At 72.1% G+C, this 22,420-nt stretch carries 23 protein-coding genes; 8 read left to right on the top strand and 15 right to left on the bottom strand.

Annotated features, from left to right (window positions below; all coding sequences use genetic code 11):
* Nucleotides 1–17: 17 nt before the first annotated feature.
* The 4 genes from N2041_RS12395 to N2041_RS12380 are packed head-to-tail and all read right to left on the bottom strand — an operon-like array spanning nt 18 to nt 3,724.
* The gene (locus tag N2041_RS12395; protein WP_297678893.1) at nt 18–1,304 is read right to left on the bottom strand and encodes a branched-chain amino acid ABC transporter permease; all 1,287 of its coding nucleotides are present in this window, start codon (nt 1,302–1,304) and stop codon (nt 18–20) included.
* Nucleotides 1,305–1,307: 3 nt separating this feature from the next.
* The gene (locus N2041_RS12390; protein ID WP_297678892.1) at nt 1,308–2,195 is read right to left on the bottom strand and encodes a branched-chain amino acid ABC transporter permease; all 888 of its coding nucleotides are present in this window, start codon (nt 2,193–2,195) and stop codon (nt 1,308–1,310) included.
* A gap of 24 nt (nt 2,196–2,219) precedes the next feature.
* On the bottom strand, nt 2,220–2,933 hold the full coding sequence (locus N2041_RS12385; protein ID WP_297678891.1) for an ABC transporter ATP-binding protein: 714 nt from the start codon (nt 2,931–2,933) through the stop codon (nt 2,220–2,222).
* Entirely contained in the window at nt 2,930–3,724 is a 795-nt protein-coding gene (locus N2041_RS12380; protein WP_297678890.1) for an ABC transporter ATP-binding protein, read from the bottom strand. Before N2041_RS12380 ends, N2041_RS12385 begins: the two co-directional genes overlap by 4 nt.
* Before the next feature lie 196 nt (nt 3,725–3,920).
* Here N2041_RS12380 and N2041_RS12375 point away from each other — a divergent pair, with 196 nt between their 5' ends.
* The 4 genes from N2041_RS12375 to menA all read left to right on the top strand — a co-directional run bounded on the left by N2041_RS12375 (nt 3,921) and on the right by menA (nt 6,182).
* Entirely contained in the window at nt 3,921–4,463 is a 543-nt protein-coding gene (locus N2041_RS12375; protein WP_297678889.1) for a hypothetical protein, read from the top strand.
* A 106-nt stretch (nt 4,464–4,569) separates the two neighbouring features.
* Nucleotides 4,570–4,806, top strand: a complete 237-nt coding sequence (locus N2041_RS12370) for a hypothetical protein (RefSeq protein ID WP_297678888.1) — start codon at nt 4,570–4,572, stop codon at nt 4,804–4,806.
* Nucleotides 4,806–5,228 (top strand): type II toxin-antitoxin system VapC family toxin, encoded by a 423-nt coding sequence (locus N2041_RS12365; protein WP_297678887.1) that lies wholly within the window; start codon nt 4,806–4,808, stop codon nt 5,226–5,228. Before N2041_RS12370 ends, N2041_RS12365 begins: the two co-directional genes overlap by 1 nt.
* Nucleotides 5,229–5,282: 54 nt before the next feature.
* On the top strand, nt 5,283–6,182 hold the full coding sequence (menA, locus tag N2041_RS12360) for a 1,4-dihydroxy-2-naphthoate octaprenyltransferase (protein WP_297678886.1): 900 nt from the start codon (nt 5,283–5,285) through the stop codon (nt 6,180–6,182).
* A gap of 9 nt (nt 6,183–6,191) precedes the next feature.
* Here the strand turns inward: menA and ruvC are convergent, their stop codons facing one another.
* From ruvC to N2041_RS12340, 4 genes are all read right to left on the bottom strand, one after another.
* Entirely contained in the window at nt 6,192–6,683 is a 492-nt protein-coding gene (gene ruvC, locus N2041_RS12355; protein ID WP_297678885.1) for a crossover junction endodeoxyribonuclease RuvC, read from the bottom strand.
* 76 nt (nt 6,684–6,759) lie between these two features.
* Nucleotides 6,760–8,886 (bottom strand): excinuclease ABC subunit UvrB, encoded by a 2,127-nt coding sequence (gene uvrB / locus N2041_RS12350; RefSeq protein WP_297678884.1) that lies wholly within the window; start codon nt 8,884–8,886, stop codon nt 6,760–6,762.
* 252 nt (nt 8,887–9,138) lie between these two features.
* Nucleotides 9,139–9,936 carry an enoyl-CoA hydratase/isomerase family protein gene (locus N2041_RS12345; protein WP_297678883.1) on the bottom strand — a complete coding sequence of 266 codons (798 nt, stop codon included), beginning with the start codon at nt 9,934–9,936 and terminating at the stop codon, nt 9,139–9,141.
* A 101-nt stretch (nt 9,937–10,037) separates the two neighbouring features.
* On the bottom strand, nt 10,038–10,385 hold the full coding sequence (locus tag N2041_RS12340) for a hypothetical protein (protein ID WP_297678882.1): 348 nt from the start codon (nt 10,383–10,385) through the stop codon (nt 10,038–10,040).
* Nucleotides 10,386–10,577: 192 nt separating this feature from the next.
* Between N2041_RS12340 and N2041_RS12335 the strand changes: the two genes are divergently transcribed.
* Entirely contained in the window at nt 10,578–11,450 is an 873-nt protein-coding gene (locus N2041_RS12335) for an SDR family NAD(P)-dependent oxidoreductase (RefSeq protein ID WP_297678881.1), read from the top strand.
* Here N2041_RS12335 and N2041_RS12330 read toward each other — a convergent pair.
* From N2041_RS12330 to obgE, 4 genes are all read right to left on the bottom strand, one after another.
* Nucleotides 11,447–12,229, bottom strand: coding sequence for an enoyl-CoA hydratase-related protein (locus tag N2041_RS12330; protein ID WP_297678880.1), 783 nt, complete (start codon nt 12,227–12,229; stop codon nt 11,447–11,449). The two genes, N2041_RS12335 and N2041_RS12330, sit on opposite strands and share 4 nt — an antisense overlap.
* 64 nt (nt 12,230–12,293) lie before the next feature.
* Nucleotides 12,294–12,578, bottom strand: a complete 285-nt coding sequence (locus N2041_RS12325; RefSeq protein ID WP_297678879.1) for a HigA family addiction module antitoxin — start codon at nt 12,576–12,578, stop codon at nt 12,294–12,296.
* A complete protein-coding gene (locus N2041_RS12320; protein ID WP_297678878.1) occupies nt 12,568–12,864 on the bottom strand; it encodes a type II toxin-antitoxin system RelE/ParE family toxin in 297 nt (98 codons plus the stop codon). Before N2041_RS12320 ends, N2041_RS12325 begins: the two co-directional genes overlap by 11 nt.
* A 51-nt stretch (nt 12,865–12,915) precedes the next feature.
* Nucleotides 12,916–14,175 carry a GTPase ObgE gene (gene obgE, locus N2041_RS12315; RefSeq protein ID WP_297678877.1) on the bottom strand — a complete coding sequence of 420 codons (1,260 nt, stop codon included), beginning with the start codon at nt 14,173–14,175 and terminating at the stop codon, nt 12,916–12,918.
* A gap of 280 nt (nt 14,176–14,455) precedes the next feature.
* On the opposite strand from obgE, the gene N2041_RS12310 reads away from it, so the two are divergent.
* The 3 genes from N2041_RS12310 (at nt 14,456) to N2041_RS12300 (ending at nt 19,239) form a co-directional block, all read left to right on the top strand.
* A complete protein-coding gene (locus N2041_RS12310; protein ID WP_297678876.1) occupies nt 14,456–15,199 on the top strand; it encodes a PIG-L deacetylase family protein in 744 nt (247 codons plus the stop codon).
* Between the two features lie 130 nt (nt 15,200–15,329).
* Nucleotides 15,330–17,063, top strand: a complete 1,734-nt coding sequence (locus N2041_RS12305; RefSeq protein ID WP_297678875.1) for a PEP-utilizing enzyme — start codon at nt 15,330–15,332, stop codon at nt 17,061–17,063.
* A 10-nt stretch (nt 17,064–17,073) separates the two neighbouring features.
* On the top strand, nt 17,074–19,239 hold the full coding sequence (locus N2041_RS12300) for a pyruvate, phosphate dikinase (protein WP_297678874.1): 2,166 nt from the start codon (nt 17,074–17,076) through the stop codon (nt 19,237–19,239).
* A 20-nt stretch (nt 19,240–19,259) separates the two neighbouring features.
* On the opposite strand, the gene N2041_RS12295 is transcribed toward N2041_RS12300, so the two are convergent.
* The 3 genes from N2041_RS12295 to N2041_RS12285 form a co-directional block, all read right to left on the bottom strand.
* The gene (locus N2041_RS12295) at nt 19,260–20,072 is read right to left on the bottom strand and encodes an ABC transporter permease (RefSeq protein ID WP_297678873.1); all 813 of its coding nucleotides are present in this window, start codon (nt 20,070–20,072) and stop codon (nt 19,260–19,262) included.
* Nucleotides 20,069–21,028, bottom strand: coding sequence for an ABC transporter ATP-binding protein (locus N2041_RS12290; RefSeq protein ID WP_297678872.1), 960 nt, complete (start codon nt 21,026–21,028; stop codon nt 20,069–20,071). Before N2041_RS12290 ends, N2041_RS12295 begins: the two co-directional genes overlap by 4 nt.
* Nucleotides 21,029–21,083: 55 nt before the next feature.
* On the bottom strand, nt 21,084–22,420 hold a 1,337-nt coding region (locus N2041_RS12285; protein ID WP_297678871.1), incomplete at its 5' end, for a tetratricopeptide repeat protein.

The raw sequence follows: 22,420 nt of genomic DNA, 5'->3' as shown, positions 1-22,420 counted from the left end.
CCGGCCGGCCAGCGGATTCAGCCGGCGCCGCCTTCCCGGCGGACGACGACCACCTCTTCCCGTTCGACGACCACGACCGTCTCGACGGCGGCGCCCGCGCCGGCGCCCGGCTTGCGGAGGCGGAGGCCGGAGCGCGCGTACCGCCACGTCTCCTGCAGGAAGCCGGCCACACCGTGCCGCATCGTGTACATCACGACGATGAGGATGATCGCCTGGATGGCATCCGGCGCGGACTTGTTGATGGAGACGGTGACATCCGGCACGAACTGCTGGAAGAGGCCGCCGATGATGGCGCCGTTGATGGTCGCCACGCCGCCGATGACAGCGCCGACGAGGAAGCGGATCGACAGCAGCGGCGAATACTGGTCCGGCGAGACGAACTGGATGACAACGCCGTTGAGGGCGCCGGCGAGCCCGGCGAAGGCGCCCGCGATGCCGAAGGCCGTCATCTTGTAGAGCGCCACGTTCACGCCCATCGCCGAGGCAGCCGTCTCGTTATCGCGGATGGCGATGAGGGCGCGCCCGAAGCGGCCCCGGCGGAGGTTCGCCGCCAGCACGAAGACGAGCAGCGCGAGCAGCGCCGTCGTGTAGTAGAAGAAGCGGTCCAGGTTGTCCTGCCAGAACGGCACGCTCAGCTTGCCGAACATGACGACGCCCTGGACGCCGCCCGTGAACTCCTCGAACTTCTTCGCCAGCGGCGTCACCGTCACGGCCAGCGAGAGCGTGGCGAGCGCGAGGTACGGGCCCTTGAAGCGGAGCGCCGGGATGCCGATGAGGAACCCGAGCGTCCCCGCGATGAGCGGCGCGATGAGGAGCGACCAGCCCCACGGCATGTTCCATTCGCGGAATCCGATGGCGAGGGTGTAGCCGCCGATGGCGAAGAAGGCGCTCTGGCCGAGCGAAATCTGCCCGCCGAAGCCCGTCAGCAGATTGATGCCGACGATCACCATCATGAACTGGATCGCGACCGTCATCTTCAGCATCGAGCCGTGCGGGATCGCTTCGACGTAGAGCGGCATGAAGGCGAAGAAGGCGATGATCAGGCCGTAGCCGATCCAGCGGAGCGCGCGCTCCGCCTGCGGGCCGCGGTCGAGCACCGGCCGGAGGGCCGTCGCCACGATGACCGTGCCGATGGCGACGAGGCTGAGCAGGGCCGCCATGCCCGCGAAGGGGCCGATGAGGCCGCCGACGGCGGGGATGGCATCGAGGCTTGCCGGCTCGGCCAGCAGCCACACCAGCCCCGCCACGACGAAGAGGGGGAAGAACCAGTTCCGGCGGTAATCGAAGGAGCGCACGAAATCCATGGCCTACACCCTCTGGACGACCTGCCGCCCGAAGAGGCCCGCCGGGCGGATGAGGAGGACGGCGACGATGACGACGAGCGCAAGGACGATATCGAGCTGGGTGCCGATGAATTCGATGTAGCGGCCGCCGAGGGCGACGATGTTGCCGATGGCGATGCCGCCGACCACCGCGCCCGGCGGCGAATCGAACCCGCCCAGCGTCGCCGAGGCGAACGAGAAGATGAGGATGGTGGCCATGAAGTTCGGCTCGAGCTGGACGACCGGCGCGGAGAGCATCCCCGCGAGCGCCCCGGCCGCCGCAGCGATGCCCCAGCCGAGCGCCAGCATCCAGTTCACGTTGATGCCGACGAGGCGGCTGGAGGCCGGCTGCGCCGCCGCGGCCCGCAAGCCGAGCCCCAGCTTCGTCCGCTGGAAGAGCACGTAGAGCACGGCCATCAGCGTGATGAGCACCGCGAAGATGAACAGGTGGTACGGGATGATGAAGATGTCGCCCACCTGCCAGGAGGCCTGCCGGATGCCTGTCGGCAGGGGGAACGGCTTCGGCACGCCGGAGTAGATCCAGAGCGCCAGCGAGTTGAAGAAGAGGTAGAGGCCGAGCGTGACGATGACGATCGTCAGCTCCGGCGCGTTCTGCACCGGCCGGATGAGGATGCGCTGGACGGCGATGCCGGCGGCGAAGGCGAGGATGAGCGTGAGCGGCACCGCCAGCCAGTAGCCCATCCCGGCGTTCAGGAACGACCAGCAGATGTAGGTCGAGAACATCGCCATCTCGCCCTGGCCGAAGTTGATGATGTGCGTGGAGCGGTAGATGAGCACGAGCGCGAGGGCGAGCAGGCCGTAGATGCAGCCGTTCGCCGTGCCCGCGAGGACCAGCTGGATGAATTCGGTCATCGGTCCCTCCCTTCTCCCTTCGCCTCAGTAGCCGAGGTAGGCGCGCCGCACGTCGTCGCTGGCGGCGAGCCGGTCGGCGGTGCCTTCGAGCGCGACCCGGCCCGTCTCGAGCAGGTAGGCGTACGTCGCAACCTTGAGCGCTCGAACCGCGTCCTGTTCGACGAGGAGCATGCTGACGCCTTCCTCGCGGTTGATGGTCGTGAGGATGCCGAAGATCTCCTGCACGATGAGCGGCGCCAGCCCGAGCGACGGCTCATCGAGCAGGAGGAGCTTCGGCCGCGACATGAGCGCGCGGGCGATGGCGAGCATCTGCTGTTCGCCGCCGGACATCGAGCCGGCGCGCTGCTTCCGCCGCTGGCCGAGCACGGGGAAGTAGCCGTACATCCGCTCGATGTCGCGCCGGATGCCGTCCTTGTCCCGGCGGGAGTAGGCGCCGAGGAGGAGGTTCTCTTCGACGGTGAAGTCGGTGAAGGTGCCGCGGCCCTCGGGCACCATCACCATGCCCATGCGGACGAGGTCCTGCGTGGATTTGCCGGCGATCGACTGGCCCTGGTAGCGGACGTCGCCCCAGGTGCGCACCTCGGCGAGGAGGGCGCGGAGGGTCGTCGTTTTGCCCGCGCCGTTCGCGCCGAGGAGGGCGACGATGCCGCGGTCGGGCACGCGGAGGTCGATACCGAAGAGCACCGGGCGGTCGCCGTAGGCGGCGCGGAGGCCGACGGCTTCGAGGATGGCGCTCATGCCTCCACCCCCAGGTAGGCGCGGATGACCTCGGGATTGCGGCGCACCTCGTCGGGCGTGCCCTCGGCGATCTTCTTGCCGAAATCGAGCACGACGACGCGGTCGCTGATGCTCATGACGAGGCCCATGTGGTGCTCCACGAGCAGGATGGTGACATCGAACCGTTCGCGGATGTCGCGGATGAGGGCGCCGAGGGCGAAGACCTCTTCGTGGTTGAGGCCGCCGGCCGGCTCATCGAGCAGGAGGAGCTTCGGCCGGGCGACGAGCGCTCGCGCGAGCTCGATCCGCTTCAGGGTGCCGAAGGGGAGCCCGGCCGCCGGGTGCCGCTCGACGGCGCGCAGGCCGAGGTAGTCGATCGCCTCGTCAACAACCTGCTCGGTGCGGCGCTCTTCGCGGCCGACCCACGGCAGGCGGAGCGCCTGCGAAAAGACGTCGGCTTTCGTCGTCGCGTGGAGGCCGACGCGGATGTTGTCGCGCACCGTCATCGAGGCGAAGAGGGCGAGGTTCTGGAAGGTGCGGGAGATGCCGAGCCGCGGCACTTCGTGCGGCGCGAGCCCGAGCAGGTTCGTCTGCCCGAACCAGATTTCGCCCGCCTGCGGCCGGTAGAGCCGCGTGATGGCGTTGAACATGGTCGTCTTGCCCGCGCCGTTCGGCCCGATGAGGCCGAGGATCTTCCCCGCCGGCACATCGAACGAGACGTTATCGAGCGCCACGAGGCCGCCGAAGCGGAGCGAGACGTTCCGGACGCTGAGCAGTGCCTGGGAACCGTTCGCGCTGACCGTAGCCGCCACCCCCTGTCCGTTTGGGGCGGGAGTCTAGTGGCTCCTCAGGAAATCGGGCAAGTGGCACTCGCGCACAAGCGCCCGCTGACCGGCGCGCCAATCGGCTGGCGGGCCAGCCCGGTCAGCTTCGCCGCCGGGGTTTCGCGGCCCGTTCGGCGCAATTCCCGGCCGGGCGGCCAGCAGATGCGGGGTATGATGGTGCGCCGTGACGCTGGAGATGTGGGTCATCCTCGCCGTGCGGGTGCTCGGCTCGCTGCCGGTGCTCCGCTGGGCGCTCTTCGGCGGCATCCTCGCCATCCTCGTCGACCTCTCCGACCTCTTCCTGCGGGCGTACCTCGACCTCGGCGGGGTGCGCAACTACCAGTCGTTCGACAAGTGGTGCGACCAGGTGTACCTGGCGCTCTTCCTCGTGGTGGCGCTGCGGTGGGAGGGGCCGGCGCGCGCGATTGCGGTGGCGCTGTACGCCTTCCGGATGGTGGGTTTCGCGCTGTTCGAGCTGACGGGCGAGCGCTGGGTGCTGATGCTCTTCCCGAACGTGTTCGAATTCTGGTTCCTGTTCGCCGCGTTCACGCGGCGGTGGTGGCGGGGCTTCCGCTGGGAGCGGGTGCCGACGGCGCTGGCGCTGGCCGGCACGACCGCCGCGAAGCTGTTCCACGAATACGCGCTCCATGTCGCCCGCTGGTTCGACAGCTTCACCGCGCGCGATGTGGTGGAGTGGGCGCTGGGGCTGGTGCGGCAGGGCGGCTAGCGGGGGGCGCCGGTCAGTTCGCGAATCTTTTCGAGCGCCTTCTCCGGGTCCGGCTCGCCGGGCACACGGACGGTGACGGCCCCGGCCGTGCTAGGATGGCAGCGCCATGCGCCGCATCTCGCTCGACGACCCGAACGCAGCTGCCGCCATCGCCGCAGCGCTCGCGGCGGGCGAGTCTGCCATCCTGACCCGCGCAGGGGCGGACGTCGGCCGCGTCAGCCCTTCTGGCCGGACTTGCCCTTCGGCCGCCGATGCAATTCGGGAGATGCGCGCATTCCGGGCGCGGCACGCTTTTGTGGGCCTCGATGTGCGCGACCTGATCGATGAGGGGCGGCGCCGCTAGTGCCGTTCGTGGTCGACGCGTCCGTCACGCTGTCGTGGCTGTTTCGCGACGAGACGGACGGCTACGCCGACGCCGCGCTGGGTGCGCTCGAGCACGACGCTGCCTTCGTGCCGGCGCTCTGGTGCTACGAAGTCGTCAACGCCCTGGCCGCCGCGGTCCGCCGCGGGCGCCTATCCCGCCAGGAACTCGGATACGTTTTCGACCTCCTTGCGAGCCTGCCCATCGTGGTCTCGGAGGCCCCCGGCAGCCCGACCGCGCGGCTGGAGCTCGCGGACCTCGCCCTCGACCAGCACCTCTCGGTATACGACGCCGCGTACGTCGCGCTCGCCCGGGCGGAGGGGCTCCCGCTCGCCACGCTCGACGAGCGGCTTCGCCGGGCGGCAGCGGCAGCCGGGGTCGCGGCGTGGGCTCCGCCGCCCTGAGCACCCCATCCCCCGCCTTCCCCGGGCGGCGGCGAGCACGTACGCTCCGCGGCGATGCCCTCGCCGCGCGCCTGGTTCGCCGCAGCACGCCCCGTTTCGTTCACCGCCGCGGCGGTGCCCGCCCTCGCCGGCACGCTCATCGCCGCGCCGGCGGCGTTCACCTGGTGGACGGCGCTCCTCGCCATCCTCGGCGCCGTCCTCTTCCTCGCCGGCACCAACTTCGTGAACGACTACTACGACTACCGGAAAGGGAGCGACGGCCCGGGCGCGCTCGGCCCGCCCGGCGCCATCCAGCAGGGCATCCTCAGCCCGCGGCAGGTTCTGGCCGCCGGCCTCGCCTGCTTCGCCGCAGGGGCGGCCATCGGCATCGTCCTCTGCGCGGCGGTCAGCTGGCAGCTGCTCTGGGTCGGCGGCGCGGGCCTCCTCGCCGGCTTCCTCTACACCGGCTGGCCGCTCCACCTCGCCTACCGCGCGCTCGGCGAAGCCGTCGTCTTCGCCTTCATGGGCCCCGCGGTCGTCATGGGCGCCGCGTTCGTGCAGGCCGAAGCGTGGACCCGGGAGGCGTTCGCCGTCTCGCTGCCGCTCGGCTTCCTCGCCGCCGCCATCCTGCAGGCGAACAACCTGCGCGACCTCGACCACGACCGGGCGGTGGGGAAGCGCACGCTCGCGGTCATCCTCGGGCGGCGGGCGGCGGAGGCGGAGTTCTGGCTGCTGCTGGCGGCGGCCTACCTCTCGCTCGTCGGCGGCGCGGCCGCCGGGCTGGTGCCGTGGCCGGCGCTGCTCGCGCTCCTCACGCTGCCGTTCCTCCGGCCGATGGCCCGCACGCTCAGCGCCGTCCGTGCGGGGGCTAACCCGCGCCGGCTGAACTTCCTCCTGCGCGATGCGGCGCTGCTCCACCTGCGCTTCGGGCTGCTGCTCTGCCTGGGGCTGGGGCTCCACTGGGCGTTCGGCTGAGCGGCAGGCTCAGCGGCGCGGCAGCCCCGCCAGCCGGCCATGCGCCCAGTGGGTGATCGCCACGGCGAGCGCGTCGGCGGCGTCCTCCGGCGACGGCGGCTTCGGCAGGCCGAGCTGGAAGGCCACCATCCGCGCGACCTGCTCCTTTTCGCCGCGGCCGAAGCCGGCGACCGTCTGCTTCACCATCGCGGGGGCGTATTCGGCCACCTCCAGCCCGGCATCGGCGAGGGCGAGGATGGCCGCGGCCCGCGCTTCGCCGAGGAGCAGCGCCGAGCGCACGTTCTGACCGACGAAGCCGGATTCGATGGCCGCCGCTGCGGCGCCGCTCTCCCGGGCGACGGCGAGCACCCCTTCGCGCAGGGCGAGCAGCCGCGCGGGCCGCGCCTCCGCCGGCCGGGTGCGAATCACCCCGTGGCGGACGTGGACGGCGCGGTCGCCGGCGACTTCGATGAGGCCGTAGCCGGTGACGTTGAGGCCGGGGTCGATGCCGAGGATGCGCACGCCGCCATGGTGCACCCTCGCCGGGGCGAACGCGAACACGCCGCTGTCGCGGGAGGCGGGAGCCGGGAAGCGGCCCTTACCGCCGGTAGCGGCGGCTGCGGTCGCGGCCGCCGGCCTGGCTCCGGCCGAAGCGGAGCGGGCCGCCCTTGCCGGCCGCGGCCGCGAAGAGCGCCAGCTCCTCCGAATCGGTGCCCACCAGCTCGCGGCGGAGCTCGACGATCCGGTCGCGCAGGGCGGCAGCCTTCTCGAACTCGAGGTTCTTCGCCGCCGTTTTCATCTGCGTCTCGAGCTCCTTCACCATCCGCAGCAGCTCGTCTTTCGGCAGCTCCGCAGGCGCCGGCGCGCCGGCCTCGTAGCCTGCTTTCTCTTCCGCCGCCTGCATCCGCACGTGGTCGGTGATGTCGCGGATCGCCTTCTGGATGCTGGCGGCCTGGATGCCGTGCTCCCGGTTGTAGGCCTCCTGGATGCGCCGCCGCCGGTAGGTCTCGTCGATCGCCTGCTGCATGCTCCCGGTGATGGTGTCGGCGTACATCACCACCCGGCCTTCCACGTGGCGCGCTGCCCGGCCGATCGTCTGGATGAGCGACCGGTTCGAGCGGAGGTAGCCCTCCTTGTCGGCGTCGAGGATGCAGACGAGCGACACCTCCGGCAGGTCGAGCCCCTCGCGCAGGAGGTTGATGCCGACCACCACGTCGTACACCCCCAGCCGCAGGTCGCGCAGGATTTCCACCCGGTCGAGCGTCTCGACCTCCGAGTGGAGGTAGTGGGTCTTGATGCCCATCTCCTTCAGGTAGTCGGCGAGGTCCTCCGCCATCTTCTTCGTGAGCGTGGTGACGAGGGCGCGCTGGCCTTTGTCGACCACCCGGCGAATCTCGTCCATCAGGTCGTCGACCTGGTTCTTCGTCGGCTTCACGACGATCTCGGGGTCGAGCAGGCCCGTCGGGCGGATGACCTGCTCCACCACCTGGCTGGAGACGCGCAGCTCGTAGTCGCCCGGCGTGGCGCTCACGAAGATCGCCTGGTTGATGTGGCGGTCGAACTCTTCGAAGGTGAGCGGCCGGTTGTCGAGCGCGCTGGGCAGCCGGAAGCCGTATTCGACGAGGGTCTCCTTCCGGGCGCGGTCACCGAAGTACTGGCCCTGCACCTGCGGCAGCGTGATGTGCGACTCATCGACCACGAGCAGCCAGTCGTCCGGGAAGTAGTCGAGGAGGCACCACGGGGTGGAGCCGGGCTCGCGCGCCTGCAGGTGGCGGGAGTAGTTCTCGACGCCGGGGCAGTAGCCCGTTTCGCGGAGCGCTTCGATGTCGTAGTGGGTGCGCTCCTCCAGGCGGGCGGCCTCGAGGATCTTCCCCTGCGAACGGAGCCAGGCGAGCTGCTCCTCCAGCTCCTTTTCGATGCCGGCGATCGCCTGTTCGAGCCGGTCGGCGGTGGTCACGAAGTGCTTCGCCGGGTAGATGTCGATCTCGTCGCGCTCGGCCACGATTTCGCCGGTGAGCGGGTCCAGCTCGACGATCCGCTCCACCTCGTCGCCCCAGAAGTCGATGCGGACGGCCAGCTCTTCGTAGCTGGGGAGGATGGTGAGCGAATCGCCGCGCACCCGGAAGCGGCCGCGGACGACGTTCTGGTCGTTCCGCTCGTACTGCATCGAGACCATCCGGCGGACGGCCTCCTGCCGGCTGAAGCGCTCGCCCTTCCGGAAGCGGAGGACGAACTCCTGGTACTGGGCCGGTTCGCCGAGGCCGTAGATGCAGCTGACGCTGGCGACGATGATGACGTCGCGCCGGCTGAAGAGCGCCCGCGTGGCCGCGTGACGCAGCTTGTCGATCTCGTCGTTGATGTCCGCGTCCTTCGCGATGTAGGTGTCGGTCCGCGGGATGTAGGCCTCGGGCTGGTAGTAGTCGTAGTAGCTGACGAAGTACTCGACGGCGTTCTCGGGGAAGAACTCTTTCAGCTCGGCGCAGAGCTGGGCGGCGAGCGTCTTGTTGTGGGCGAGGACGAGCGTCGGCCGGCCGGTCCGGGCGATGACGTTCGCGATGGTGAACGTCTTGCCGGAGCCGGTGACGCCGAGCAGCGTCTGGTAGCGGTCGCCCCGCTCGACGCCGTCGACGAGCTTCGCGATCGCCTCCGGCTGGTCGCCGGTGGGCTGGAAATCGGAAACGAGCTTGAACGGGGCCGGCTGGGCCGGGCGGACGATGGCCGTCATACGAACCAGTGTAGCCGGGCCGGCCGCGGCGCGGGACGGCGGAGGCGGGCGCTGCTGCCGACGGCCGTCAGGAGGCCGGCGGCGGGAAAAAGGGGCGGGCGCATCCCGGCCTGCGCCCGCGAAGGTCGGCCCGCAACAGGCGTCGATCGCTCCGTTTGCCCCTGGGGATCGGTGCCGGGAACCTGCCGCGGGATGGTGGGCCCGGCAGGTCAACGCTCCGCGAACGGCCCGTGAACGTTTCGATCCGGGAGGTCAGCGGCCCCGGAAGACGGGCGGCCGCTTCTCCATGAAGGCGCGGCGGGCCTCCTTGCCGTCCTCGCTGGCGAACGCCATCCGGATGCTCGAGAGCTCGAGCCGGCACTGCGCTTCGAGGTCGATCGCCGTCGTCGCCTTCACCACGGTCCGCTTCGTGAGCCGCATCGTGATCGGCGAGACGGTCGCGCAGAGGCCCTGGCAGTACTCGGCCACGCGCGCCTCCCAGCGGTCGTCGTCCACCACTTCGCCGACGAGGCCGAGGCGGAGCGCCTCCTCCGCATCGACCGTCTTGTTTTCGAGCAGGAAGCGCATCGTCTGTTCGTAGCCGATCGCCTGGGAGAGGGTGAAGGTCATGCCGCCGTCCGGCGAGCCGCCGATGCGCGGGTAGCCGGCGAGGATGCGGGCGCTCCGCTTCATCAGCCGGATATCGGTGGCCAGCGCGAGCGAGAGGCCGGCGCCCACGGCCACGCCGTTGATGGCGCCGATGATCGGCTTGTCGCACTTCTGCCGGAGGGTGAGGAGGAATTCGGAGACCCAGCTGAGGTCGTCGAGCTGGGTGGTCAGCGGGCTCTTCGGGCTGTAGTCGCCCGGCCCGCGGAGGTCGAGGCCGGAGCAGAAGGCGTCGCCGGTGCCGGTCAGGCAGATGACCCAGGCGTCGTCGACCTTCATCGCGTCTTCGATGGCGGTGACGATGCCCCAGGCGAGCTCCTGGTTGAGCGCATTCTTCACCTCCGGGCGGTTGAGGCGGATGGTGCGGACGTGGCCGGCGTCTTCGATGGCGATGAGGCTGGACATCGGGAGGGGCTCCGTTGGGCCGCGGGGCGGCGGCGGGATTTCGGGCAGCATAGCATGCGGGTTGCTGATTGCTACTCACCGCCGCCGCGCGGGAAGGCCGCTCAGTGCATGCCGCGTGCGCCGAGCAGCCAGCGGAGCGCTTCATCGCGCGCCATGAAGACGGCGAAGGCGACGCCTTCCGGCAGCCCGGAAAGCTGGATCGCCTGCCGGCCGAGGCCGAAGACGAGCGGCGACCCGGCCAGCAGCGCCAGCCGCACGCCCATCCGGTGGAGCTGCTGCGCGGCGGCGGCGATGTTCTCCGCCGGGACCGTCACCTCCCGCACGGCGGTGCAATCGAGCAGCACCCGCGTGCCCGGCGCCAGCGGCGGAAGGTCGCCGCCCGGCAGCCAGGTCTCCGGCGTCACCCGCTCGGGGGCGACCCAGGTCAGGTACGGCTCGCTGTCGCTCATCCTCGCGCACACCTCCGGGGCTGGCCCGCCGCAGGCGTCGGCGGGGCGAAGAGGATACGCCGCAGGGAGCCCCGGGCGATCACCGGGGGCACGGTACGGCACCGCTTCTCACGCCGCTCTCGCGGCATCGCCCGTGGGCCGCCCGGCCCGTAGACTCCGCCCCACGATACCCCCGTTTCGGAGGCTCAGCCCATGGGCAGGCTCGAAGGCCAGGTCGCCATCGTCACCGGCGGCGCCAGCGGCATCGGCGAACAGACGGTCCGCACGTTCGTCGCCGAGGGCGCGCGCGTCGTCATCGCCGACGTGCAGGAGGAGCGCGGCCACCACCTCGCCGAGGCGCTCGGCACGCAGACCAGCTTCCTCCGCACCAACGTCGCCGAGGAGGCAGAGGTCGCCGGCGCCGTCGACCATGCGCTGGCGAAGTGGGGCCGGCTCGACGTGATGTTCAACAACGCCGGCTTCGGCGGCGTCGGCGGGCCGATCGACGAGCTCGACATGGCGGCCTACGACCAGACGATGGCGGTGCTCTTGCGGGGCGTCGTCCTCGGCGCGAAGCACGCGGCGCGGGCGATGAAGCCGGCCCGCCGGGGCGTCATCCTGAACACGTCGAGCGTGGCGGGGCTGCAGGCCGGGTTCGGCCCGGTGGTCTACAGCGCGGCGAAGGCGGCCGTCGCCCACCTGAGCCGCTGCCTCGCCGTCGAGCTGGCGGAGTTCGGCATCCGGGTCAACGCCATCTGCCCCGGCGTCACGGTCACGAACATCTTCGCCGCCGGGATGGGGCTGAGCGGCCCCGCCGCCGATGCGCTCCTGCCTCGGATCGACGCGGCGCTGGCGAACTGGGCGCCGCTCGGCCGCTCGGGCCAGCCGGCCGACATCGCGAACGCCGCCCTCTGGCTGGCGAGCGACGAAGCGAGCTACGTGACCGGCCAGGCGATCGTCGTCGACGGCGGCCTGACGGCCGGCCGCTCGCTGGAGGAGTTCGGCCAGCGGCTGGCTGCGGCCATGGGGCTCACCGCCGAGCAGTGGCAGGCGATGCGCGAGGCCGCCCGCGGCGCCGGCCGCTAGCGGAACTTCGCCGGCCGCTTCTCCTGGAAGGCGGTGACCGCCTCGCGGTGCTCCGGCGTGCTGTAGCACTCGTTGATGCGGCCGTGCTCGAGCCGCATCACTTCGTTGTAGTCGGGGTTCGCGCCGTTCTTCGTGATGAGCTCTTTGATCCAGCCCATCTGCCGGTCCGGGTTCTGGGCGAGCAGGTTCGCGTACTCCATCGCCGCGTCCATCAGCCGGTCGTGCGGCACGACCTTCTGGACGAGCCCGGTGCGGTAGGCCTCCTCGGCGTCGACGAGCCGGCCAGTCAGGCACATGTCGCTCGCCATGCCGAAGCCGACGCGCTGGGTGAGGAAGTAGGTGCTCGCCAGCTCGGGGACGAGGCCCATCTTCACGAAGAACATGCCGAAGCGCGCCTGGTCGGAGGCGATGATGATGTCCATCGGCAGGATGGAGGTGAGCCCGACGCCGACGCAGACGCCGTTGACGGCGGCGATCATCGGCTTCGAGGTGCGGACGAGTTCGACGTAGTTGGTGTCGTCGCGGGCCCCCTGCCGGGCCTGCCCCTGCGAATCGAGGCCGCGCTGGAAGGCGTCGCGGACGTCGGCGCCGGCGCAGAAGCCGCGGCCCGCGCCGGTGAGGATGATGGAGGCGACCTCCGGGTCGGCGTTGGCGCGGCGGAAGGCGTCGTTCCGCTCGGCCGCCATCTTCCAGGTCCAGGCGTTCAGCCGCTCCGGCCGGTTCATGGTGATGACGACGGTGTGGCCGCGCTTCTCGTAGAGGATCTGCTCGTAGTCCATGGCTCCCTGCCCGAACGAAATGGTGGTGCGGGGAGCCTACGCCCCCGGCGGGGCGCTGTGAAGGTCAGCCGGCGGCCGCGGCCTGCTGGCGCCGCTGGCGGGCGAGCCGGAGGCGGTGCTGGAGTTCGAGCCGGAGCCAGAACTCCGCCGGAGCGCCGAGCACCTGCTCGAGGTCGAGCGCGACCTCTTCGGTGATCTGCCGCTTGCCCCTGATGATGTCGTTGATGAGCCGGGCGGAGCGACCGGTGCGGCGCGCCAGCTCCGCCTGCGACATGCCGCGGGCGGCGAGCTCCTCCGCGAGGAACTCCCCGGGGTGGGCCGTCCAGGTCCCGGAATCGTCAGTCGCCATAGTGGTTCGTCACCTCCTCGACCCAAACGACCCCTGCGGCATCGACGGTAACGATGAGCCGCCACCGGTCGTTGAGCGAAAGGGCATACTGCCCGGCGCGTGCGCCTTTCAGCGGGTGGAGCCGCAGTGAGACCAGCGCAGCGAGCTCGGCCAGCGACCCGGCGGCTCTCAGAATATCAACTCGCTGGACGTACTTGCGGGCTACAGCGCGTCCCCACGCCCGCTCGGCCTCGCCGGGATCGAGATACCGGCGCCGCAGCTCCTCCGACCGAAATTCCAGCTCCACCGGGACTGTCCCGCCGGAGGAGCCTACGCCCCCGGCGGGGCGCTGTGAAGGTCAGCCTTCCCAGGCGATCTCCACGTCGTCGAAGACCACCACATCGCCCGGCCGGATCCCCAGCCGCCGCAGCTCCTTCGCGATGCCCCAGCGCTCCAGCCGCCGCATCACCTCGTCCAGCGCGCCCGGCATGCCGGTGTCCATCATCTTCACGAACGTCACCGCCGTGTAGCCGTCGACCACGTACCGCCCGTCCTCGTCGATGGTGACCACGAAGCGGTCGACCGGCGCAGGGCGGATGACCGGCACCTCGGCCGGGGGCTGGCTGGCGGCCCGCGCCCGCTCGGCGGCGACGAGCGCCATCAGCTCCTCCTTCAGCGGCTCGAGCCCCGTGCCGTCGTGCGCGGAGATCACCCGCACGGGCCGGCCGAGGTGGGCGGCCAGCGCCTCCGCCGAGCGCGCCGCCGCCGCGTGGTCGAGGTCCGCCTTCGTGACCGCCACCACCCGGACGACGTGCGCGAGGCCGGGGTCGTACGCCCGCAGCTCGCCTTCGATGAGTTCGAAATCGGTCACCGGGTCCGGCGATTCGCACGAAACGACGTGGAGCAGCACGCGGCAGCGCCGGATGTGCTTCAGGAATTCGAAGCCGAGCCCGTAGCCTTCGGAGGCGCCTTCCACCAGCCCGGGCAGGTCGGCGAGGGTGAACCGCTCCCAGCCGACGTTGACGACGCCGAGCATCGGCTCGAGCGTGGTGAACGGGTAGCTCGCGATCTTCGGCTTCGCGTTCGAAACGGCGGCGAGGAGGGTCGACTTCCCGGCGTTCGGCAGGCCGATGAGGCCGACGTCGGCCAGCAGCCGGAGTTCGAGGCGGAGGCGGCGCTCTTCGCCCTCCTGCCCCTTCTGCGAGTAGCCGGGCGTCTGGTTCGTCGGCGTGGCGAACCGCTTGTTCCCCCAGCCGCCGCGGCCGCCATGGGCGACGAGCACCTCCTGCCCCACCTCGGCGAGGTCGGCGAGCAGGTCGCCGGTATCGGCGTCGTGGACGACGGTGCCGACCGGCACCTCGAGGTAGAGGTCCTCGCCGTTCGCGCCGTGGCGGAGGTTCGGGCCGCCGTTGCCGCCGTGCGCGGCCTGGAACCGCTTCCGCGAGCGGTAGAGTTCGAGCGTGTAGACGTCATCGACGGCGCGGAGGAAGACGCGCCCGCCGCGGCCGCCGTCGCCCCCATCCGGGCCGCCCTGGGGCACGAACTTCTCGCGGTGGTAGCTCACGAGCCCGTGGCCGCCGTTTCCGCCCTTCACCGTGATTTCGACCGCATCGAGCATCCTGATCCCATGGAACCATGCCCTCCTTCGGATTGGAAGAGGAAGAAGAGGAGCAGCAGCAGGCCGTTGGGCGCGTTGGGTTCGAATCCGCAGGCCGTTGGGCGGGCGTTGGGAAAGGTGTTGGTGGGCGGTTGGAACGGCGCGAGCCCGCCGCGGATGGGCCGGCAGGTGTTGGGCCCGGCGCCCGCGGACCCAACGCCCGGGGCGTCAAACCCAACGGTTTCCCAACGGCGTGGGCTACCATGGTTGCATCGCGCAACGCACCGAAGGAGGCTCCTGATTGGCTGCTACCGAGTTCGTCCCCCCGAGCGCCATGGTCGTCGTCGCCCACCCGGATGACGCCGAATTCCTCTGCGGCGGCACCGTCGCGAAGTGGGCCGCCCGCGGCTGCGAAGTCACCTACGTCGTCATCACGAAGGGCGACAAGGGCAGCGACGACCCGGAGATGACGAGCGAGCGCCTCGCCGTCATCCGCGAGGCGGAGCAGCGGGCCGCCGGCGCCGTCCTCGGGGTGCGGAACTTCGAATTCCTCGGCTACCCGGACGGCTACCTCCAGCCCACGCTCGAGCTCCGGCGCGACCTCGCCCGGCTCATCCGGAAGTACCGGCCCCACTCCCTCATTACCTTCGACCCGACGAACCGGTTCGTCTCCGATACCTACATCAACCACCCGGACCACCGGGTCGCGGGCGATGTCGCGCTCGATGCCGTCTTCCCGACGGCGCGCGACCGGCTCACCTTCCCCGAGCTGCTCGTCGACGGCTACCAGCCGTGGAAGGTGCGGCAGGTGTGGCTCGCCACCTCGGCCGAGCCGAACGCGTGGGTCGACATCTCGGAGACGGTGGAGCTGAAGAAGCAGGCGCTCCTCTGCCACCCGAGCCAGATCGGGCCGGAAGTGGCCGCCTTCGTCGAGGCGCGGGCGCGCGCGGCCGGCGCGGTGAAGGGGCTGGAGGCCGCCGAGGCGTTCCGCCGCTTCATCCTCGAGGCCGACCCGGTCCACGAGGCGCCGCCGCCGGGCAGCTGAGCGGGCCGCTGGCCGGGCGGCCAGTACGGCGCCGATACCACCCATATCCCCGGTCTATGGCAGAATACGGGCCCGGCCGGCGGCGCGCGGTGCCCTCCCGGCCGCCAACTCCCGCCCCTGGAGGTCCCGCATGAAGCCCTGGGTGGTCGGCAGCCGCCCCAGCAAGCGCTACCCGCTCTGGACGCGCGCCAACGTCGGCGAAGTCTTCCCGGACCCGGTCTCGCCGCTCTCCTACACGCTCCTGATGGAGCAGGACACGGAGGGCGCCTGGCGCGACGCCCTCGTGCGCATGGGCGCGTTCACCTACGACGAGTTCGACCCCGACAACCTCGAGACGCTCGGGATTTTCGGCTCGTACTGCTACCTGAACGCGCAGGTCACGCGCATCCTCGGCGAGCGCGCGCCGGGGCTTTCCGCCCAGGCGATGGACGACCTCTTCTATGGCGCGCAGCCCGGCATCCCGCCGTATGAGCCGGCGCCCGGCGACCACAACGAGGAGCGGACGGCCGCGCTCGGCAAGACGTTCGAATGGGCGATGACCGTGCAGCAGCTCGAGCGGCCCGCGCTCGATGCGAAGCGCGTCGCCGGCCTGCGCGCCGCCCGGCCGGAGCTGGAGAACCTCTCCAACGAGGCGCTCTGGGCCTACGGCAAGGGCATCGCGCTCGCCAACCATCGCCGGCTCTTCTCCGAGCACATCTTCACCACCTTCGTGTCGACGGTGCCCGTCGGCGCCGTGACGCAAATTTGCGCCGCCGTTGGGCGGCCGGCCGATGCCCTCCGCGTCATCCAGGGCGTCGGCGACGTCGAATCGGCCGCGCCGTCGCTCCGGATGTGGGAGATGGGCCGGATGATCGCGGCCGACCGCGAGCTGAGCGCGGCCTTCGATGCCGGCGTCGAGGGCGTGCTCGACCGCATCCGGGGGCTCGGCGAGAACGGGCAGCGGTTCCTCGCCGCCTTCGATGCGTTCCTCTACGACTACGGCTGCCGCGGCCCGAACGAATGGGAGAGCCGCTGCCACACCTGGGAGACGAAGCCGGAGCTCGCCCTCGCCGCCATCGACCGGATGCGGCTCGCGCCGGAGAGCGCCAACCCGGCCGCCCGCAACGCCGAACTCGCCGCCGAGCGCGAGCGCGTCACGCAGGAGATCGCCGCCATGCTCGCCGGCGACCCGCAGACGCAGGGCCTCTTCCTCGCTGCCGCCAACGCCGCCCGCGTCTTCCAGGCCGGCCGCGAACGCACGAAGACGAACAACATCCGGATGATCCACGAAGTCCGGATGGCCCTCCACACCATCGGCCGCCGGATGGTCGCCGCCGGCCACCTCGACGACGAGGGCGACTACGCCTTCCTCGTCGCGAGCGAGTTCGACGACTGGCTGCAGCACCCGGCGAAGTACCTCGGCACCATCCGCGAGCGGAAGGCGCTCTACGAGGAGTACAACAGCCTGCAGGAGCCGTTCGTCTTCTGGGGCGAAATCCCGGACCCGGACACCTGGCCGAAGAAGGCCGACGTCCGCATCGAACCGGTGAAGCCGGGCGACGTGCTGCAGGGCTACCAGGGCTGCGCGGGGAAGGCGACGGGCCGCGCCCGCGTCGTCCTCGACCCGCTCGACCCGCGCGGCCTCGAGCCGGGCGACATCCTCGTCGCGCCGATCACCGACCCCTCGTGGACGCCGCTCTTCGTGCCCGCCGCGGCCGTCGTCGTCGATGTCGGCGCGGCCCAGAGCCACGCGATGATCGTGAGCCGCGAACTCGGCATCCCCTGCGTGCCCTCGGTGACGAACGCGACGAAGCGGATCCCGGACGGCGCCACCATCGCGGTGGACGGCGACGCCGGCACGGTCACCGTGCTCGCGCTGCCCTGAGGTGCCGGCGATGGACGTCGTCTTCCTCGGCGACCCGCTGCCGGCGGGCACGGATGCGAAGCTGCTGCTCGGCGGGAAGGCCGCCGGGCTCGTCACGATGACGCAGGAGCTCGGCCTGCCGGTGCCGCCGGCCTTCACCGTCACCACCGCCGTCTGCCGCCGCTTCCTCGCGGAGGGCTGGCCTGCCGGGCTCGATGCGGCGGTGCGCGGCGCCCTCGCCCGCCTCGAAGCCGCCACCGGCCGCACCTTCGGGGGCGGCGAGCGGCCCCTCCTCGTCTCCGTCCGCTCCGGCGCCCCGGTTTCGATGCCGGGCATGATGGATACGCTCCTCAACGTCGGCATGACGCCCGCCGTGCGCGAGGCGCTCGCCCGCGAAAGCGGCGACCCCCGCTTCGCCGCCGACACGTGGCTCCGCTTCGTCCGCGGCTACGCCGCCATCGTCCTCGGCGTCCCGGAGGACCAGGCGAGCCACGCCGCCATGCACGACGGCACCCCGGCAGCGATGCTCGCCGCGGCCGACCGCGTGCAGGCGCTGGCCGACCGCTTCGGCGGCATCCCGGCGGACCCGTTCGCGCAGGTGCTCGACGGCATCCGCGCCGTGTTCCGCTCGTGGGAGTGCGACCGCGCCCGCGTCTTCCGCGAGCGCGAAGGCATCGACGGCGGCCTCGGCACCGCCGCCACCGTTCAGGCGATGGTCTTCGGCAACCTCGATGACCGCTCCGGCACCGGCGTCGCCTTCACCCGCGACCCTTCGACCGGCGCGCGCGGCGCGTTCGGCGACTACCTCGCGCGGGCGCAGGGCGAAGACGTCGTCGCCGGCACCCATGCCGTCAGCGGCCTCGATGCCCTGCGGGAGCAGCTGCCGGAGGTCTACGACGAGCTGCTGCGCCACCTCGACCGGCTCGAACGGCACTACCGCGACATGTGCGACGTCGAATTCACGGTGATGGCCGGCCGGCTGTACATCCTCCAGACGCGCATCGGGCGGCGCAGCCCGCTCGCCGCCGTCCGCATCGCGGTCGACATGGCGGAGGACCCGTCGTTCCCGCTGAGCCGGGCGGAGGCGGTGGCGCGGGTGGGGGCCGAGACGCTGCAGGCGCTGGCGAAGCTCGGCGGGGTGGACCCGGCGGCAGAGCCGGCCGGCCGCGGCCTCGCCGTCTCGCCGGGCGTCGGCGCTGGCGTCCTCTGCTGCGACGCCGACCGGGCGGCCGCCCTCGCGGCCGAAGGCACGAGCGTCGTCCTCGCCCGGCCCGAGACTTCCCCCTCCGACGTCCACGGCATGGTGGCCGCCGCCGCGCTCGTCACCACCACCGGCGGCGTCGTGAGCCACGCCGCGGTCGTCGCCCGGGGCTGGGCCATCCCCGCCGTCTGCAGCCTGCAGGATGCCTGTGTCGAAGAAGGCGCCCTCGTCGTCGGCGGACGGCGCATCGCCGAGGGCGAATGGGTGACCGTCGACGGCACGCGCGGCCTCCTCTTCATCGGCGACCGCCGGACCGACGGCGCGGCCGACCTCCCCGAGGTGCGGAAGCTGCGGCAGTGGGCCGCCGAGGCGGCAGGGAGCGGGGCCGGCGACGGTGCCGCGCCGGCTGCCGGCGGGCGCGCCGTGAGCCGCTACGCCGTCCTGCGCGCGCTCGGGCTGAAGGGGCTCGCCGCGCCGGAGCGGATCGCCGCCGTGCTGGAGGCCGACCCCGCGGCGGTCGAAGCCGAGCTGCGCGCCGCCGCCGCCGAAGGCCTCGCCCGCGAGACGCCGCGCGGCTTCGCCATGCTCCCCGCCGGCCGCGACGCCGTCCTCGCCGCCCTCGCCGACGAGCGCGCCGGCATCGACCCGGCGGCCATCGGCCGCGTCTTCGCCGCCTTCGACGCGCTGGACAAAGAGTTCAAGGCGCTGGTGAGCGGCTGGCAGCAGGCGCCGCCCGCCGAGGCCGAGGCGGCCTGGGCCCGCGCCGCCGCTGCGCTCGAAGACCTCCACGGCCGGCTCGGCCCGGTCGTGGCGGAGGCGGCCGCGCTCGCGCCGCGGCTCGCGCCCTACCCGCGCCGGTTCGCCGCCGCGCTCGAGGCGGTCCGCGCGGGCGACCAGTCGATGCTCGCTTCGCCGCTGAAGGAGAGCTACCACACCGCCTGGTTCGAGCTGCACGAAGAGCTGATCGCGCTCAGCGGCCGGAAGCGGGAGGAGTAGCGGCGGGCCGGGGCCGGCGCTCAGCCCTGGCCCCGGCTCCAGCGGAAGCTCAGCCGGGCCAGCACGGCCGCGCCGATGAACCACGCCGCCAGCACGAGCAGCGCCGTCCCCGTTTCCCAGCTGCCGTACTCGTCCCGGCCGACCCACTCCGGGAGGAAGACGGAGCGGAGCGCCTGCGCCATCCACTTCAGCGGGAAGACGCTCGCGACCGCCTGCAGCCAGCCCGGCACGACCGAGTACTGCAGGAACACCCCGCTGATGAACTGGAGGACGAGGTAGGGCGGCTGGACGACCGCCGGGGCCGACCCGGCGCTCCGGATGATGCGGGTGTAGGCGATGCCGAGCAGCGAGCAGGAGCCCGCGCCGAGGACGAGCACGGCCGCGAACACCGCCCACGTCGCCGGCTCGCGCGGGAGGCTGACCCCGAAGGCGGCCACCCCGATGGCGAGGATGACGACGACGATGAGGACGGACGTGACGAAGGCGAGGGCGACCTTGCCGGCGAAGTAGGCCGAGCGCGGCAGCGGCGTCGCCGCCAGCCGCCGGAGGAGGCCTTCGTGCTGTTCGACGGCGATGCCGGTCGCGAGGTTCGCGAACGTCACGCTCACGATGCCGGAGGCGATCATCCCGGGCACGAAGTACTGCGGGAACGGCACCGCGGGCTCGCCCGGCGGCCCCTGGATGTCGCCGCTGAAGATGGTGGAGAAGACGACGACGAAGAGGACCGGCAGCAGGAAGGTGAAGAAGAGCTGGTCCGGCGTGCGGAAGAAGGTGAGCAGTTCGATCTGCAGCCGGAGGAGGGCCAGCCGGGCGAGCCGGCGCGTCCCGCTCACGCGCTGCCCCCGGCGGGGAGCGCGGCCGCGGCGGCAGCGTCGGCGTCGTGCGCGCGGACGAGGCGGAGGTAGACGTCTTCGAGCGTGGGCCGGCGGATTTCGAGGCCCGGCAGCTCCGGCTCGCCGAGGGCATCCGCCCAGCGGGCGAGCTCGGCGACGGCCCGGGTCGGCGCAGCGGTCGCGAGCGCGACGCGGCCGTCCGGCAGCCGTTCGAGCCCGGGCAGCGGCGGCAGGGGCGCCTCCGCCAGCCGGCCGGCGAGGTGGAAGGTGACCGTCGCGCGGCCCTCCTCGCGCCCGCCGATGGCGGCCGGCGTGCCCTCCGCCGCGAACCGCCCGCGGATGATGATCGCGACCCGGTCGGCGAGCGCTTCGGCTTCTTCGAGGTAGTGGGTGGTGAGGAGCACCGTCTTGCCGAGGGCGGCGAACTGCCGGATGACGGCCCAGAGCTGGCGGCGGCCCTCCGGGTCGAGCCCGGTCGTCGGCTCGTCGAGGAAGATCAGCTCGGGGTCGCCGACGATGCCGAGGGCGAGGTCGACGCGCCGCTTCTGGCCGCCGGAGAGGTGCTTCAGCCGGCGGCGCTCCTGCCCCTCGAGGCCGACCATGGCGATGACGCGGGCCGGGTCGAGCGGGGCCGGGTAGAAGCTCGCGAAGTGCGCCACTACCTCGCGCACGGTGAGGACGTCGAAGAAGCCGGCCGACTGGAAGACGACGCCGATGCGGGCGCGCCAGGCCGGGCCGCCGCGGGCCGGGTCTTCGCCGAGGACGCGCGCTTCGCCGGCGCCGGGGCGGCGGAACCCTTCGAGGATTTCGACGAGCGTCGTCTTGCCGGCGCCGTTCGGGCCGAGCAGCGCGACCACCTCGCCCGGCGCAACCTCGAGGTCGACGCCGGCGAGCGCCTCGACGGCGCCGTACCGCTTCACGAGGCCGCGCGCGGCGATGGCGGGCGGGGCTGCCATGGCGGGCATTGTAGGCGCGGGGCGCGGGCGGCGGTGAAGGCCCGGCCGGCCCCGTTCAGGCGGTCTTCCCGGCCTCGCGCAGGAGCCGGAGGAACTCCGGGTCGCCCTGGAGGATGGCGAGCCGCGGGTCGGCGGCGGCCTCCCGGGCGTAGCCCGCATCGAGCGCGAGCGCCTGCCGGATGTGGCGGAGCGCCTCCTCCCGGTTGCCGAGGACGGCCGAGGCCTGCGCGGCGCCGTAGTGGGCGGCCGGGTCGCGCGGGTCGAGCCCCGCGGCGGTGAGGAAGTCCTGCAGCGCGCCCTCCGCGTCGCCGCCATGGAGCCGGGCGAGCCCCCGGTTCACCATCACCGTCGTGTCGCCGGGGTCGATGCTGAGCGCGGCGTCGAAATCGGCGATGGCGGCGCTCGCGTTGCCGCGGTAGAGGAAGAGCATGCCGCGGTTGTTGAGCGCGTCGGCGTCGTTCGGCAGCAGTTCGAGCGCCCGGTTGTAGTCCGCGAGCGCCCGCTCGAAGTCGCCCGAGCGGGTGTAGGCGTTCGCCCGGTTGTAGTAGGCGGCCGTCAGCTCGGGGTCGAGCAGGATCGCCTGCGTGTACCGGTCGATGGCGAGGGCGAACTGGCCGACGTTGAAGTAGACGTTCCCCTCATCGAGGTACGACTCGGCCGAGCGGCGGGGCGGCGGCTGGATGGGGCGGGGGGCGAGCTCTTCGAGCGCCTCTTCGACGCTGGCGAGGAGCGGCTCTTCCGGCGCCGCGGGCGCGGGGGGCGGCGCGGGCTGGACCAGACGGCCGGCTTCGTCGCGGGCGATGTCGACCGGCGGAGCTTCGGGCGGCGGGGCCATCCCCTCCTCCGCGGCGTCGGCGACGGCCCGCTCGAGCTGCTCGGCGGCCGAGGGCGCGGGCGGCTCCTCCGGCTGCGCGGCCAGCTCTTCGAAGCGGCGGAGGATGACGTCGGCCTCCGCCTCGCCGCTCTCGAGCTCCTCGATCGGGTGGGCGAAGGCCTCGGGCGGTTCGATGGCGGCGCCGCCGGGCTCGGTGCCGGCGAACGTGCCGGCCATCGCCTGCTCGAGCTGTTCGAACTCGGCGATGGCGCGTTCGAACTCCTCTGCCTCGGCGAAGAGCTGCTTCACCGCCTCGTCGGAAAGCTCTTCGAGGTCGTCGAGCCCGCGGAGGGCCTCATCGGCGGCCGCTTCTTCCTCCGGGGCGAAGGCGGTGGCTGCGGCTTCCCGCTCCCGAAACTCGGCTTCCAGGGCGACCTCTTCGTCGAGTTCTGCCTTCGCGGCGAGCAGTTCAGCGACGTCTTCCTGCGTGAGGTCGTCATCGAGGTCCAGGTCGTCGTCCCCGGCGAAGACTGCCGCTGCGGCAGCCAGCTCGTCGAGCCGGGCCTCCTCCTCCGGGC

Origin of the sequence: Tepidiforma sp. (assembly GCF_026419595.1) — a bacterium.
GTDB lineage: Bacteria > Chloroflexota > Dehalococcoidia > Tepidiformales > Tepidiformaceae > Tepidiforma.
The sequence above is the reverse complement of the archived record's forward strand: the minus strand, read 5'-3'. Positions and strand labels throughout refer to the sequence as shown.

Coding starts and splice junctions, on each gene's coding strand:
- N2041_RS12305 (WP_297678875.1), top strand. CDS start 15,330: ATGAAGCCCTGGGTGGTCGGCAGCCGCCCCAGCAAGCGCTACCCGCTC.
- N2041_RS12290 (WP_297678872.1), bottom strand. CDS start 21,028: ATGGCAGCCCCGCCCGCCATCGCCGCGCGCGGCCTCGTGAAGCGGTAC.
- N2041_RS12340 (WP_297678882.1), bottom strand. CDS start 10,385: ATGAGCGACAGCGAGCCGTACCTGACCTGGGTCGCCCCCGAGCGGGTG.
- N2041_RS12335 (WP_297678881.1), top strand. CDS start 10,578: ATGGGCAGGCTCGAAGGCCAGGTCGCCATCGTCACCGGCGGCGCCAGC.
- N2041_RS12385 (WP_297678891.1), bottom strand. CDS start 2,933: ATGAGCGCCATCCTCGAAGCCGTCGGCCTCCGCGCCGCCTACGGCGAC.
- N2041_RS12325 (WP_297678879.1), bottom strand. CDS start 12,578: ATGGCGACTGACGATTCCGGGACCTGGACGGCCCACCCCGGGGAGTTC.
- N2041_RS12345 (WP_297678883.1), bottom strand. CDS start 9,936: ATGTCCAGCCTCATCGCCATCGAAGACGCCGGCCACGTCCGCACCATC.
- N2041_RS12300 (WP_297678874.1), top strand. CDS start 17,074: ATGGACGTCGTCTTCCTCGGCGACCCGCTGCCGGCGGGCACGGATGCG.
- menA (WP_297678886.1), top strand. CDS start 5,283: ATGCCCTCGCCGCGCGCCTGGTTCGCCGCAGCACGCCCCGTTTCGTTC.
- N2041_RS12330 (WP_297678880.1), bottom strand. CDS start 12,229: ATGGACTACGAGCAGATCCTCTACGAGAAGCGCGGCCACACCGTCGTC.
- N2041_RS12390 (WP_297678892.1), bottom strand. CDS start 2,195: ATGACCGAATTCATCCAGCTGGTCCTCGCGGGCACGGCGAACGGCTGC.
- obgE (WP_297678877.1), bottom strand. CDS start 14,175: ATGCTCGATGCGGTCGAAATCACGGTGAAGGGCGGAAACGGCGGCCAC.
- N2041_RS12395 (WP_297678893.1), bottom strand. CDS start 1,304: ATGGATTTCGTGCGCTCCTTCGATTACCGCCGGAACTGGTTCTTCCCC.
- uvrB (WP_297678884.1), bottom strand. CDS start 8,886: ATGACGGCCATCGTCCGCCCGGCCCAGCCGGCCCCGTTCAAGCTCGTT.
- N2041_RS12370 (WP_297678888.1), top strand. CDS start 4,570: ATGCGCCGCATCTCGCTCGACGACCCGAACGCAGCTGCCGCCATCGCC.